The organism is Mucilaginibacter sp. (assembly GCF_035492695.1).
In the GTDB taxonomy this organism is placed as follows: Bacteria; Bacteroidota; Bacteroidia; order Sphingobacteriales; family Sphingobacteriaceae; genus Mucilaginibacter.
On the sequence record NZ_DATJJC010000026.1, the window covers coordinates 190,262 to 202,889 of the forward strand.

Genomic DNA, 12,628 nt, shown 5'->3' on the forward strand with positions numbered 1-12,628 from the left:
CCGGAGGAGTAAGGCGCAGGCGGCGGCAGGATGACAATAACGGTCGCTTTTGAGCTATTTTCGGCCTTTTTTGGCCTATTCTTGTTTTTCCGGGATTTAGGTGCGAAAAACCGGTCGGAAAACAGGCATGCCGTGAACATGTCAACTACCTGATTTACAGCATAAAAATAAAGCAGGTGTTCACGGAAATGTTAAAAATAGGGCACTTTTTGCAGTTTCCACTTTGTTAGTTGTTTAATAATGAGCTACTTACGCGAGAATCGGCTTGGCAAAGGGCGGTGACGTGAACACTTAGTGTGTCGGGAATTAGGGAGTTGGCACCTGGCAACAGTCATTAGGCATTGGGCATTGGTTGGATGTGGTAGAATCAAGAACTAAGATTGACTCTGAAAGTCCTGGCTATTGATTCTTTGCGGTTGCTTCTCATTTATCTACCTTAGCCTTTGCTATGAAGAAGTCTGCCACCTTTCGCCTTTTACCTTTCGCCTTTATCCTTCTAACAGGCTGTTCGCCCAAAGGCCCCTACGCGCTGACGAATAAGGTGTACAGGCGCCAGTCGGATTCGATAGCAAAGGTGATAGAACTGGCCCGGCCGGTTGCGCTGACGGACAGCACGGGTGCCGTGGTGCCGTCGGACTTTGTAGGGACGGTGAACTTTAACATGCGCAAGCCCAATTATGTGATCATCCATTTTACGGCGCAGGACAGCATACAGCAAACGCTGAAGACGTTTACCATCGTAAAAACGCAGGTGAGCGCCCATTATGTGGTGGCCAAGGACGGCAAGGTGTACCACATGCTGAACGATTACCTGCGGGCCTGGCAGGCGGGCATCAGCAAATGGGGCAGCGTTACCGACATGAACAGTTGCTCGGTAGGCATCGAGATCGACAACAATGGCAGCGAGCCTTATACCGATGCGCAGGTGAAGAGCCTGGTGGCGCTGCTGGGATATCTGAAAAAGACGTACAATATTCCGCGGGCCAATTTTATCGGTCACCAGGATATAGCACCCCTGCGCAAACCCGACCCGGGACCCTATTTTCCGTGGCAGGTGATGGCTGCTCACGGCTTTGGCTACTGGAGCGACGATGTGCTGGAACTTGCGCCGGAGAACTTCGACTATGCCACAGCCCTGCGCCTGATAGGCTACGATACATCTAACCTGAACGCGGCCATTGTGGCCTTTAAACGCCATTTTGTGCAGAAGGACAGCAGCCCAACTTTAAGTCAGCTGGATTTGAATGTGCTGTATAATGTGGAGCAAAAATATTAGGTGGTGAATGGTGAATAGTCAATGGTGAATGAAAGGTGGGGGACAGTGAAATGATTAGGTTGTAGTAGAATTGATGAGGCCGCTTAAGCACTTAAAACAAGTAACCAAAACCGAGCCTAAAGATTGCAAACTATCGGATGTGCAATAATTAAGATCGCAGGCTATGTCCAATGCAGCGTCTACCTCAATAATTGACCCTCTGGCTATTTCATAAAATCGTTTGCGTTCCGCTTCTGATTTTCGAGAGCTTCCTTCCGCAATATTCAAATGCACAGATAATGCAGCGCGCCTTATCTGTTGTGTCAATGCGTATTTTTCGTCTGGCGGGAATTGATTACTTGTGAAATAGCATTCTTTAACAAAATGCCTTGGGATGGCGTATACTTCTAATTTTTGATGATTTAGGTGTAAAAACATATTGTAAATTTTTACACAAGATAAGTAGTCAATAGTTAAGGGTCAACTGTCAATTAAGGGCAATCAAAAATTCACCATTCACTATTGACCATTCACCGAACTATTTCTTCACCCAACCATCCTTCAAGGTCACCGTCCGGTTGAATATCAACTTTTCCGGCGTGGAGAATTTATCGAGTGTAAAATAGCCTTTGCGTATAAACTGGTAGCCTTTGCCGGGTACAGCCGAGGCCAGGTCGGGCTCGATATAAGCATTGGGCAGTATTTGTAAGCTATCGGGGTTGATGTATTCCTTAAAGTCGCCATCCTCGTTAGAAGGATCCTCCACCCGGAAAAGGCGGTCGTACAGGCGCACCTCGGCGGTTTTAGCGTGTGGTACACTCACCCAATGGATGGTGCCCTTTACATTGATGCCGCTGGTATCGTTACCCGAAAGCGAGTTAGGCACGTGTGTGCAATGCACCTCAGTAACATTGCCGTCAGCATCTTTGGTGAAACCTTCGCATTTAACAATGTAGGCACTCTTCAGCCTTACCATATTGCCTACCGCCAGGCGGAAGAACTTCTTCGGCGGCTCTTCCATAAAGTCCTCACGCTCTATCCACAGCTCGCGGCTAAACGGCAGTTCGCGGGTGCCTTCGCCACCTTCTGCTTCGGGGTTGTTCTCGCCCACGAAAGTTTCGGTTTTGCCTTCGGGATAGTCGGTAATGATCAGTTTTATCGGGTCGAGCACAGCCATGCGGCGCCAGGCGGTTTTATTCAGGTCCTCGCGGATGCAGGACTCCAAAAGCGCCATTTCGATCATATTCTCGCGTTTGGCCACGCCGATGCGCTCGCAAAAGTCGCGTATCGAAGCAGGTGTATAACCCCGGCGTCGTAACCCGCTGATAGTCGGCATGCGGGGGTCGTCCCAGCCGTCAACATGGCCCTCGGTAACCAGTTGCAGCAGCTTGCGCTTGCTCATCACGGTATAGTTGAGGTTGAGGCGGGCAAATTCGTATTGTTTGGACGGGAAAATATCCAGTTTTTCGATGAACCAATCGTACAGGGGCCTGTGCGGGATAAACTCGAGCGTGCAGATGGAATGGGTGATATGTTCGATCGCGTCCGACTCGCCATGAGCGAAGTCGTACATCGGGTATATGCACCATTTGTCACCCGTGCGGTGGTGATGCGCGTGTTTGATGCGGTACATCAGCGGGTCGCGCAGGTGCATGTTCGGCGACGCCAGGTCGATCTTTGCCCGAAGCACTTTAGCGCCATCAGGGTATTTGCCGGCCCTCATTTCGGCAAACAGGCGCAGGTTTTCCTCCACACTGCGGTTGCGGTATTCGTTACCTTTTCCCGGTTCGGTAGGCGTGCCTTTCTGGGCGGCTATTTCTTCGGCAGTGCTATCGTCCACATAAGCAAGTCCTTTTTTGATAAGCGAAACAGCAAAATCATATAGCTGCTCAAAATAATCAGAAGCATACAGCTCATCGGCCCACTCAAAACCCAGCCATTTTACATCTTCCTTAATACTGTCAACGTATTCCACATCCTCCTTTACCGGGTTGGTATCGTCGAACCGCAGGTTGGTTTTGCCGCCATATTCAAGCGCTAAACCAAAATTGAGGCAGATGGATTTAGCATGACCGATATGGAGGTATCCGTTAGGTTCGGGGGGGAAACGGGTCAAAACCCGGCCGCCGTACTTGCCGGTGCTGATATCTTCTTCAACAATCTCTTCTATAAAATTTAACGACCGCTCTTCGCTCATGATAGTAATGCCTGCCTGCCGCAGGCGGGAAAGTGGTAAAAATAGGAAATTTGGATGGGTTTTTATAGCCCCCCTCTGCTTTGAGAAAAGGGATATGGTTACATCGCCAGCTCTATTGCCGGGTCCCAAAATACTTTTTTAAAATCCTGTACCTGGTCGCCATCAACCTCAATGCCTTCGCTGCGCAACATTTCAGCCATACGGTCGCCGCCGAAATGAAATTTAGCGGTCAGTAAACCCTGCCTGTTAACTACCCGGTGAGCCGGCACTGGCGGATTGGCATTACCACAGGCCTGCATGGCATAACCCACCATGCGCGACGAACCCTTTGTACCTAAATAGCTGGCAATGGCCCCGTAAGAAGTGACCCTGCCCGGTGGAATTAACCGAACGACCTGGTAAACCGAATCATAGAAATTATAGTCAGGCATTGGCTATTCAAATGAAAACTTAAGGTAATTAATGTTCTTGTTATCCTTCAAATATTTCCGTTCGTAATAAGTTTTGATGGAAAGCACATCATCGGCAAATTCCGAATGGTAAAGGTTTTCGGTACTGATATGGAGTTTCAGCCCATGCTCCTTTATCTTTTCGGCAGTGTAGGCATGCAGACCGTCATTATCCGTTTTCAGGTTCATAAAACCGCCCGACTTTAGCACCTGCTTATATTTTTCCAAAAATCGCGGCGATGTTAACCGCTTTTTTTCGCGGCTTAACTGCGGCTGCGGGTCGGGAAAGGTGATCCATATCTCATCCACCTCGCCTATGGCGAAATAGTCCAGCAGCGTTTCTATCTGTATCCGCAGGAAACCAACGTTGTTTACCCCTTCTTCCAACGCATCCTTAGCGCCACGCCATATACGGTTACCTTTGTAGTCGATACCTATAAAATTCTTTTGAGGGAAAAGCCGGGCCAGGTTAACGGTGTATTCACCTTTTCCGCAAGCCAGTTCGAGAACTACCGGGTTGGCATTTTTAAAAAAATCGCTGGCCCACACACCTTTATAGGGTATACCGGCGTCCAGCTGCACTACGTTGCTAAATGTAGCTACCTCGGCAAAACGTTTTAATTTATCTTTTCCCACGCCGCAAAAGTAAGCATTAAGCGGAAAGCCCAAAGCTTCTACAGGAAGGAACAAAAAGCTTTTTGCTTTGGTCTTTTAGCTTTTAACTCAGGACGCTTCACTTTCAGGCGGAATGCCGTAGTCTGATTGCCTGTCTTTTTTTTCGAACAGCGTTTTTACTTTATCCCATAAACCGGCAACACTATCTTCATTTATAAATCGGGAAGCTTTTTGGGACACCAGGCTTACCAGCGTTTTAACCAGGAATCCCGAGTTACGGAAGATGGTTTTGTTCAGCATAAGGGGCAGTAATATCCTGGATATTACCGACACGAAATCCTGCTGAAACAGGTCGTTTTTGCCACCACGCTTGTTGGGGAAGGCGGAATATAGGGTAGCAAGCGCCGCTATCGGCGAATTAAACCGCTCGGCCAGGGCATCGCCCTGCTCCTGCTTTATGATTTTAAGACGCGCTATTTCGGCCCGCAGATCATCCACATTATTTATAATCACGTCAGCCATTATTTGAAGAAGTTTTTAATGAACATATCCGTAAGCTTCGGCTTTAGCTTGTCTTTCCTGTTCATCATGATCAAAGCGATGATAAGGTAGATGGCGGCCATGCACCCGAACCCGGCCCAGTACGAATTAAGCAGGCTGGAGAGCGCAAAAGCTATAGCAAGGCTCACAAAAAGAAATGTAAGAACAAAACAAACACTCACAATAAAATCCACCACAAAGCCACCGAGCATTTTCGATCCCTTCTCGATGGCCTCATATTTCGCAAGCTTTATTTGCGTCTCCGCATATTCTTTCAGTTGATCGATAATAGGCGGCGCAGCAGGTTCTTTTTGTTCTTCTTCCATAAGTCGTTGTATAGTCCCGGGTATAACCGGGACTAATTATTTATGCATGTTCCAGGTCGTCCTGGTATTCTTCGTCGGCCGATTTTATCTTGCTTTTGATATTATCAACCACTTTATCCTTAAATCCCACCAGGTTGTCTATCTCGCTTGCGGCGGTCTCTCTTATCGAATCACCCAATTTCTTTAACGAATCGGTAAGTTTATCCCTCGTTTCGGTACCTTTTTCAGGCGCGAATAATATCCCTAATGCTGCTCCTGCTGCTAGCCCTGCAAGCAATGCAACTACTACTTTCGAGTTGTCACTCATATTATTATATTTTTAAGTTGAACATTTTAATATATAACGGTTAAAAACCCTGCCAATTATTTATAAACAGACTTTTAGTCAGGTATCCGGTTAATTATAATTGATCGTATCAATATCGGCATTTTCATTTGTGTGGGCAAAAAATATTCTATTTAGGCTAATTGTCCATGTTTGTCCTGATGCGGTCCAACCTTTCGGCTGCCATCCGGTTGGTCTCGTATATTTCAACCAAAAGCAGGAAATACGACAAAAGCAACGGCCCGAAAACCAACCCCAAAATACCAAAAAGCGGAATGCCGATAAATACACCTATCACCGTAATCAGGGGATGGGTGTTACCGACCCTCTTATTGATGATCATTCGTAATACATTGTCCACGTTACCTATAAAAAGCAGCCCGTATGCCAGCAGAAATATTCCTTTCATCGTATGATCGTTCGCAAAAAGGATAATACTGGCCGGGATGGTTAGCGTGGGCGCGCCTACCACCGGCAAAAAAGAGATGAACATGCCTATTACCCCCCAAAATATGGGATCGGGAATGCCGAAGGCATAAAAGCCCATAGCCAGCAAGGTGCCCTGCACAAAGGCGATAATGCCCTGCCCAAGCACATTACTATAGGTGGCATTATGCAGTGTTTCGGCAAACTTTAGCGCGTGCTGCTCGCGAAACGGAGCAAATTTGAGTACCCCTTTTTCAAACTCGCGTATTTGTGTGAACATAAAATACAGCAGAAAATACATAACCAGCAGGGTGATGATGATATTGACCGCGCTACTGAGGATGGACGGGAAAAGCTGGGCTATATACTCACTTGCCTTTTGCAGCGTATTTTCTGCAAGTTTTGGCTGGTTAAGGTGCTGGCTCGAAAAGATATCGATCTTGTATATCCAGTCCTGTATTGGGAGCGACTCTTTGCTGATGCCCGATATTTTCTGAATAACCATGATACTGAGCGCCAGGAATGGGATGACGATGACGATGAGCGAGATAAATATGATCAGCAATGCTACCAGTGTTTTGTTCCATCCGCGTTTTTCGGCAAGCCCAATGTATACCGGCCTGAACAGGGTAAATAGTATAATGGCCCCCAATATGGAACTGAACAACCCGCTCAACGCATACAGCAGGAAACAAGCCAAAATAATTATACTGGCAAGTATGATATTGTTACGCTGTTTATGGTTGAAAATAGACATTGAGGGATTTATTGCAATAAGTACAAACCTATAAACAAAAAAGCACTAAAATGTTTTTTAGCGCCTCAATTAAAATGCTTTACCTTTTTATGACTAGTCAAGCTCGTCGAGCAGCAAATTGATCTTTGCGCAGCTCATGGCGATGGTGTTGATGTAAAAAGCAACATCTGAGGTCGCGTCATCCGGCACTTCATATTTCAGCTGCTCAACCGATAAGTTGATGTTTGAAAGCTGGTTGCGGATATCGTGCCTTACCCTTCGTGTGTTATCGCCGTCTTTTTCTGGCTCTTCCATAATTACTTGCCTAAGTTAATAGCTTTCATTTTATTGTAAAGAGTTTTCCGGTCGATATTTAAAATTTCGGCAGCTTTAGTTTTGTTAAAGTTTACTTCGCGCAGCACTTTTAGTATGGTATCATATTCGGCTTCCTGTGCGGCATTTTTCAGGTCGTGCCTGCTTTCTTTTGCAGCAGCTTGTTCGGGCTCAGATAAAACTGTTACCGATTCAAACACCGGCGCCGATGCCCTGAAATTTGATATCTCCAGCGGGAGGGCCTTCAGCGGTATCACATCGCCTTCGGCTATCAAAGTGGCGCGGCGCACCACGTTCTTTAATTCGCGGATATTGCCCGCCCAGCGGTAGTTCATAAAACACTCCTCCACTTCGGGTGAGAATGAGCTTACGTTGCGGCCCAGTTCGGCATTGGCTATCTGTAAAAAGTGATTGGCCAGCAGCATAATATCTCCGCCAAGTTCGCGCAGCGCAGGCATATAAATAGTAAATTCGTTAAACCTATGGTACAGGTCTTCGCGGAAACGCCCTTTCGAAATCCCATCCTGCAGGTTTTCGTTAGTGGCTATAATAATGCGCACATCCAGGTCTATCTCCTTAGTGCTTCCTATGCGTTTTACTTTTCTTTCCTGCACGGTACGCAGCAAAGCCGCCTGTATATCGTACGAGAGGTTACCTACTTCGTCCAAAAACAGGGTACCGCCATTGGCCATCTCAAAGTGGCCTATCTTGGTATACAATGCTCCTGTAAAAGACCCTTTTTCGTGCCCAAAAAATTCACTCGCGGCCAGTTCTTTGGTTAACGAACCGCAGTCCATGGCGATAAAAGGCATGTTAGCACGCTGGCTATGCAGGTGTATATTTTTTGCAGCCGATTCTTTACCGGTACCGCTTTCGCCCAAAATAATTACGCTGTAATTTGTTGGGGCAACCAGCTCTATCTGGCGGGCAAGCTCTTTAGCAGCCTTACTTGTGCCTACAACAAATTCGCTATTGGGCAAGTGTGGTTTTTTGCCGTTTGTAGGCTTGGTAACATTGATGGCAGGCTCCGGATCATCCACCAGCGCATGGTGGGTTTCAAAGGCCTTGTTGATCGTATTGAGTATCTCATCGGGATAAAGCGGCTTAGTGATATAATCGTAAGCGCCCATCTTTATCAGTTCAACGGCCATTTTAATATCCGAATAGCCCGTGATAATAATAACACCTGTTTTGGGATACTGGGTTTTGATGGTCTTTAGCATCTCGCGGCCGTCGGTATCCTCCAGCCGGAAATCGCAAAGGACAAGGTCGAAAGAACCATTTTTTAGTAATTCGAGACCACTTGAACCAGTGGCAGCTGTAGCGACGTCAAAACCGTTCCGCGTCAAAAACTTTGACAGTAACAACGCGACATTAACTTCATCATCAATGATGAGAATTTTCTTCATAACAGGTATTAGCTAATTTTGACAGGTAAACGTATTACTGCTACGTCAAGTTACACACAAATTTGCTAATTTTTTGGGTAAATTTTAATTATAGCGCTAATTTTTATATTTCTTGAATAAAAAAACGACAAAAGGGCCCGCTAAGGCCCTTCGTCACTTTAATTGATGGTAGAAAAATTACTTGGTGCCAAAGGCATAAGCCAGGCGCAATGCAACAAAGTTTACCTTGCTGTCGTCGATAGTACTGTTAAACTTGGTGCTGCCTTCAAAACGTACGCCGGCATCGATAAAGCTTTTGCCGCCAATAGGGAATTGATAACCAACCTGTGGCGCGTAAATGAATGCTGCGCTGTTGTCAAAACCAAGGTCCGATTTGTTTAAAGCAAATGCAGCACCGGCTTCGCCCTGTATGTACAGGTGGCTGACAGGGAAATATTTCAAACCTGCTTTTACCGGTAACAATTGAATGTTGGTAGCATCCAGACCGGTTCCGTCGATGTTGTTTTTACCGAAGATGTTGTTGTAGCCTGCATTAACAGTTACAAACAATTGGTTTTGAACAACCGGGATATCGGCCTGTACCGAACCGCCAAGGTTCCAGTTATAAGCATTTGAAAGGTTTCCGGTCGGAATACCCGCATCTACGCCAACGCTCCATATAATTCCGTTTGAAGTTGTAGTTTTTGCCGAAGAAGCAGGGGTACTGGTTTGTGCTTTTGCGCCATAGGCCAATCCGGCAAAAGCGAGCACGAGGGCTGAAATTTTGAATGTACTTTTCATTTTGTTATGTGTTTTATTAATGTGTTTATTGAAACACAGGGCAAAGTAAAGCACGAAAAGTAACACACAGTTTCATCCAATTGTCACGATTATTCAATCGCTTGATTAACAACGAGATATTTTTGACCAAATATGTAAATTAGTCAGTTTATTGTAAAAAAAGTGACTTATTTACCCTGAAAATTGGGTTTTCGTTTTTCAAGAAACGCCGCAACACCTTCTTTGAAGTCTTCGGTATCGAACGATTGGGCAAATTTTTCGATCTCTGTCTCAAATCCGTCGGCGTTGTTTTGGGTTGATGCATTGACCGCCTGGATGGCCGCCGCAAGCGCGAGCGGCGCCCGCGAAAGTATACGGTTCATGATTGCTTCGGCGGCAGGCAATAGTTCTTCGGGCGCCGTTACATGGTTGACCAGGCCATAGGCGTGGGCATCTTCGGCCTGGATCATATCGCCGGTCAGTATCATTTCCAGCGCCCGGCCGCGGCCAACCAGGCGGGCAAGGCGCTGCGTACCGCCGTATCCAGGTATCAAACCCAGGCTTACCTCAGGCAGGCCCATTTTGGCGTTGTTGGATGCTATGCGGATATGACAAGCCAAAGCCAGTTCTAATCCACCGCCTAAAGCAAAACCGTTGATTGCAGCAATGATGGGTTTGCTGCTGTTTTCGATCATATTGAAAACCGTGCGATGCCCGTGACGCGCGAGTTGTTCGCCTTTTGCTGAATCGAAAGAAGCAAATTCGGCGATATCAGCACCTGCCACAAATGCCTTTTCACCGGCGCCGGTAATGATAATGCCACCCACCTGGTCGCTATTTAAGGCATCATAAAGTGCAGTATGCAATTCGGCCAGGGTATTGCGATTGAGCGCATTCATCTTGCCTGCGCGGTTGATGATGATGTGGTGAATGCGGTTATCGGTATGGGTAAGCAGGTTTTCGAACATGGACATAGGATGCGTGATTGGAATTACTTGCCAAGGAGATACTTCTCCCCGCTCAATTGCCGCGGGGGCTGTTACTTTTGGCTTGATCCAAAAGTAACCAAAAGATCAAGACAAAAAAATCCTTCCGCCCACAGGCCAGGCTCCAATGTCATTAACTTAAGGAAAAATGGCGATAATGAACGCGCTCCGTTGACTCACCCCGACGACGCTACGCTGGTCGGCCCTCTCTTTGCTGCGCATAAAGAGGGCATTTAAACCCTCTTTACGAAGTAGAGAGGGTGGTCGGGCGAAGCAACGACCGGGTGAGTCGAGTAGACGACTTGCTTAACTTAATGACATTGGGCCAGGCTCCCAGGCCCGCGTTTTTTGTCGGGCCTTTGCGCTTTTGAATCCTAAACGGACGGGCGAATAATTTTTTCTCTAAAAATTACGGTGCTCATGCACCCAATTGGTAATATATTTTACAATTTCAGCCGTAGTTGTTCCCGGTGGGAACAGTTCGCCAACACCCAGCCCTTTCAGCTCTGTCATATCACTTTCGGGTATTATACCGCCGCCTGTTACCAGTACATCGTCCATACCTTTTTCCTTCATCAGGTTAATGATCCTGGGGAAAACGGTCATGTGCGCCCCGGAAAGTATGGATACGCCTATTGCGTCCACATCCTCCTGCAAGGCGGTATTCACCACCATTTCGGGCGTCTGCCGCAGACCGGTATAGATCACCTCCATACCCGCGTCGCGCAGGCTGGTAGCGATGATGCGCGCACCACGGTCGTGCCCGTCAAGGCCCACTTTGGCAACCAGTACACGTATCGGGCGTTTAAATTCGTTACTCATGGTAAGCAATTGGTGTGTAAAGGTAGAAAGAAAAAGACAAATCAGGCGGGGTACTGACAGGTGAACACGATTAAGGATTAAGCCTCACCCCGGCCCTCTCCAAAGGAGAGAGAGGTACAGGCGGGAGTTCGAAAGAAAGGAAAAGTCCTTTCCTTTGGAGAGGATTTAGGTGAGGCAGACCCTACAAATCAATTAAATCCCTTAATCGTGTTTTACAGGTAACTCAGCCACCATTTTTCCTTATGCTTTTGCTTATAGGCATCGTATTTTTTGCATAGCGGGTATAGGCCAACTACTATAGCGATCCATATTAAGTACGTCACCGGTAACGAAAATCCGTAACCCTTCAGATTGGTAGTAAACCATATTGGTTTATCCATTAACCAGCGATGCCAGTCCTGCCCGGGCGTTACAGCAGATGATATTACAGCGATGAGGTGGATGATATAAATATGGATGAGGTAATAGAACATGGGGACCCGCCCGTACACTGAAACTACTTTTACAACACCATTCTGCACTTTCTCGGCGAATGCCAGGAACACGCAGGCCGAACCGATGGTGAGCAATACATACAATAAAGACGGCGGGTACTTATTCACGTTCAGGAACGAGAGAAAGGTGAAAAAGCCATCCTTTTGGGTGCTCCACTTTACTGGGTCGCCGTATATATTGCTGTACCGCAGCACCACGAATAAAGCCAGGGCCGAAAATCCCACGGTTGCCAATATCTTTTTCCGCTTCGCCGTATCGAATTCCGATGTGAATAATTCTCCCAGGCAATACCCCAGTGACATTATCGCAAACAGCGGGATGATGGGGTATCCTACCAAAAGCATTTCGTTATGCCAGGTAAAAAATTGCTGATCGTGCAGTAATGACCAGCCGAAACCCGCCAGGGTATTTCCAGGAACATGTATATGATCCAAAAGATTATGCCCCGCGATGATAGCAATGCTGAGTACGAGCAAAAGCCTTTTCGGCAGGTGGATCAACGCAGCCAGTGCTATCATACTTACACCCAGTGCCCATATCGTGATGAAAAAGAACATAGGGAAGGCAGGGTTAAAGTTCCAGCCAAAGTTTACGACGATCATCTCGAGTAAAACCAGCCAGAGGCCGCGTTTCACCAGGAAAACGGAGAGTTCGCTTTTGCTTTTCTTCCGGCCCATCAGGTAAGCCGAGGTACCCGCCAGCAGCAAAAATATGGGAGCGCAAAAATGTGTTATCCAGCGGGTGAAGAAAAGCGCCCCGCTTGTTTTGGTGAGATCGAGCGGGTCGAAATAAAATGAGCCGAAAAATAAATAATCGCGCACATGGTCGAGCGCCATGATGATCATGATGGTGCCACGCAGAAAGTCGATGGAAGTTATCCTGTTTTTTGTGATGGTTGCGGTTGCGTTCATGTTTCGAAGATAGCACTATTTTGATGTCGTGTTAAACCCGGAAC

General features: G+C 46.9%; 15 protein-coding genes. 1 reads left to right on the top strand and 14 read right to left on the bottom strand.

All coding sequences use genetic code 11. From position 1 onward, the window contains the following. Positions 1-448 precede the first annotated feature (448 nt). Entirely contained in the window at positions 449-1,276 is an 828-nt protein-coding gene (locus VL525_RS15915; RefSeq protein ID WP_325388027.1) for an N-acetylmuramoyl-L-alanine amidase, read from the top strand. 54 nt (positions 1,277-1,330) lie between these two features. Here VL525_RS15915 and VL525_RS15920 read toward each other — a convergent pair whose 3' ends face one another. The 14 genes from VL525_RS15920 to VL525_RS15985 form a co-directional block, all read right to left on the bottom strand. Then, complete coding sequence (locus VL525_RS15920; protein WP_325388028.1) at positions 1,331-1,693, bottom strand: four helix bundle protein; 363 nt, start codon at positions 1,691-1,693, stop codon at positions 1,331-1,333. Between the two features lie 100 nt (positions 1,694-1,793). Next, positions 1,794-3,452 carry a glutamine--tRNA ligase/YqeY domain fusion protein gene (locus VL525_RS15925; protein WP_325388029.1) on the bottom strand — a complete coding sequence of 553 codons (1,659 nt, stop codon included), beginning with the start codon at positions 3,450-3,452 and terminating at the stop codon, positions 1,794-1,796. A gap of 98 nt (positions 3,453-3,550) precedes the next feature. Further along, positions 3,551-3,883 (bottom strand): MGMT family protein, encoded by a 333-nt coding sequence (locus VL525_RS15930; protein ID WP_325388030.1) that lies wholly within the window; start codon positions 3,881-3,883, stop codon positions 3,551-3,553. Positions 3,884-3,886: 3 nt separating this feature from the next. After that, entirely contained in the window at positions 3,887-4,537 is a 651-nt protein-coding gene (trmB, locus tag VL525_RS15935) for a tRNA (guanosine(46)-N7)-methyltransferase TrmB (protein WP_325388098.1), read from the bottom strand. 87 nt (positions 4,538-4,624) lie between these two features. Continuing rightward, positions 4,625-5,038, bottom strand: a complete 414-nt coding sequence (locus VL525_RS15940) for a hypothetical protein (RefSeq protein WP_325388031.1) — start codon at positions 5,036-5,038, stop codon at positions 4,625-4,627. After that, positions 5,038-5,382, bottom strand: coding sequence for a phage holin family protein (locus tag VL525_RS15945; RefSeq protein WP_325388032.1), 345 nt, complete (start codon positions 5,380-5,382; stop codon positions 5,038-5,040). The genes VL525_RS15940 and VL525_RS15945 overlap by 1 nt, the downstream gene beginning before the upstream one ends. A 40-nt stretch (positions 5,383-5,422) precedes the next feature. Continuing rightward, positions 5,423-5,689, bottom strand: coding sequence for a YtxH domain-containing protein (locus VL525_RS15950; RefSeq protein WP_325388033.1), 267 nt, complete (start codon positions 5,687-5,689; stop codon positions 5,423-5,425). 157 nt (positions 5,690-5,846) lie between these two features. After that, positions 5,847-6,890 (bottom strand): AI-2E family transporter, encoded by a 1,044-nt coding sequence (locus VL525_RS15955; protein ID WP_325388034.1) that lies wholly within the window; start codon positions 6,888-6,890, stop codon positions 5,847-5,849. Between the two features lie 93 nt (positions 6,891-6,983). After that, positions 6,984-7,184: a hypothetical protein gene (locus VL525_RS15960; RefSeq protein ID WP_325388035.1), complete on the bottom strand. Its 201-nt coding sequence runs from the start codon at positions 7,182-7,184 to the stop codon at positions 6,984-6,986. Positions 7,185-7,186: 2 nt separating this feature from the next. Continuing rightward, the gene (locus VL525_RS15965; protein WP_325388036.1) at positions 7,187-8,611 is read right to left on the bottom strand and encodes a sigma-54 dependent transcriptional regulator; all 1,425 of its coding nucleotides are present in this window, start codon (positions 8,609-8,611) and stop codon (positions 7,187-7,189) included. A 177-nt stretch (positions 8,612-8,788) separates the two neighbouring features. After that, positions 8,789-9,391, bottom strand: coding sequence for a hypothetical protein (locus tag VL525_RS15970; protein ID WP_325388037.1), 603 nt, complete (start codon positions 9,389-9,391; stop codon positions 8,789-8,791). A gap of 167 nt (positions 9,392-9,558) precedes the next feature. Beyond that, a complete protein-coding gene (locus VL525_RS15975; protein WP_325388038.1) occupies positions 9,559-10,344 on the bottom strand; it encodes an enoyl-CoA hydratase/isomerase family protein in 786 nt (261 codons plus the stop codon). Between the two features lie 414 nt (positions 10,345-10,758). Then, positions 10,759-11,178, bottom strand: a complete 420-nt coding sequence (locus VL525_RS15980; RefSeq protein ID WP_325388039.1) for a cobalamin B12-binding domain-containing protein — start codon at positions 11,176-11,178, stop codon at positions 10,759-10,761. Between the two features lie 212 nt (positions 11,179-11,390). Beyond that, positions 11,391-12,584, bottom strand: coding sequence for a DUF1624 domain-containing protein (locus tag VL525_RS15985; RefSeq protein WP_325388040.1), 1,194 nt, complete (start codon positions 12,582-12,584; stop codon positions 11,391-11,393). Positions 12,585-12,628: the final 44 nt, after the last annotated feature.

What these genes read in the sequence shown, in the direction of transcription:
- VL525_RS15915 (WP_325388027.1), top strand. Translation starts at nt 449, where the DNA reads ATGAAGAAGTCTGCCACCTTTCGCCTTTTACCTTTCGCCTTTATCCTT.
- VL525_RS15920 (WP_325388028.1), bottom strand. Translation starts at nt 1,693, where the DNA reads ATGTTTTTACACCTAAATCATCAAAAATTAGAAGTATACGCCATCCCA.
- VL525_RS15925 (WP_325388029.1), bottom strand. Translation starts at nt 3,452, where the DNA reads ATGAGCGAAGAGCGGTCGTTAAATTTTATAGAAGAGATTGTTGAAGAA.
- VL525_RS15930 (WP_325388030.1), bottom strand. Translation starts at nt 3,883, where the DNA reads ATGCCTGACTATAATTTCTATGATTCGGTTTACCAGGTCGTTCGGTTA.
- VL525_RS15940 (WP_325388031.1), bottom strand. Translation starts at nt 5,038, where the DNA reads ATGGCTGACGTGATTATAAATAATGTGGATGATCTGCGGGCCGAAATA.
- VL525_RS15945 (WP_325388032.1), bottom strand. Translation starts at nt 5,382, where the DNA reads ATGGAAGAAGAACAAAAAGAACCTGCTGCGCCGCCTATTATCGATCAA.
- VL525_RS15950 (WP_325388033.1), bottom strand. Translation starts at nt 5,689, where the DNA reads ATGAGTGACAACTCGAAAGTAGTAGTTGCATTGCTTGCAGGGCTAGCA.
- VL525_RS15955 (WP_325388034.1), bottom strand. Translation starts at nt 6,890, where the DNA reads ATGTCTATTTTCAACCATAAACAGCGTAACAATATCATACTTGCCAGT.
- VL525_RS15960 (WP_325388035.1), bottom strand. Translation starts at nt 7,184, where the DNA reads ATGGAAGAGCCAGAAAAAGACGGCGATAACACACGAAGGGTAAGGCAC.
- VL525_RS15965 (WP_325388036.1), bottom strand. Translation starts at nt 8,611, where the DNA reads ATGAAGAAAATTCTCATCATTGATGATGAAGTTAATGTCGCGTTGTTA.
- VL525_RS15970 (WP_325388037.1), bottom strand. Translation starts at nt 9,391, where the DNA reads ATGAAAAGTACATTCAAAATTTCAGCCCTCGTGCTCGCTTTTGCCGGA.
- VL525_RS15975 (WP_325388038.1), bottom strand. Translation starts at nt 10,344, where the DNA reads ATGTCCATGTTCGAAAACCTGCTTACCCATACCGATAACCGCATTCAC.
- VL525_RS15980 (WP_325388039.1), bottom strand. Translation starts at nt 11,178, where the DNA reads ATGAGTAACGAATTTAAACGCCCGATACGTGTACTGGTTGCCAAAGTG.
- VL525_RS15985 (WP_325388040.1), bottom strand. Translation starts at nt 12,584, where the DNA reads ATGAACGCAACCGCAACCATCACAAAAAACAGGATAACTTCCATCGAC.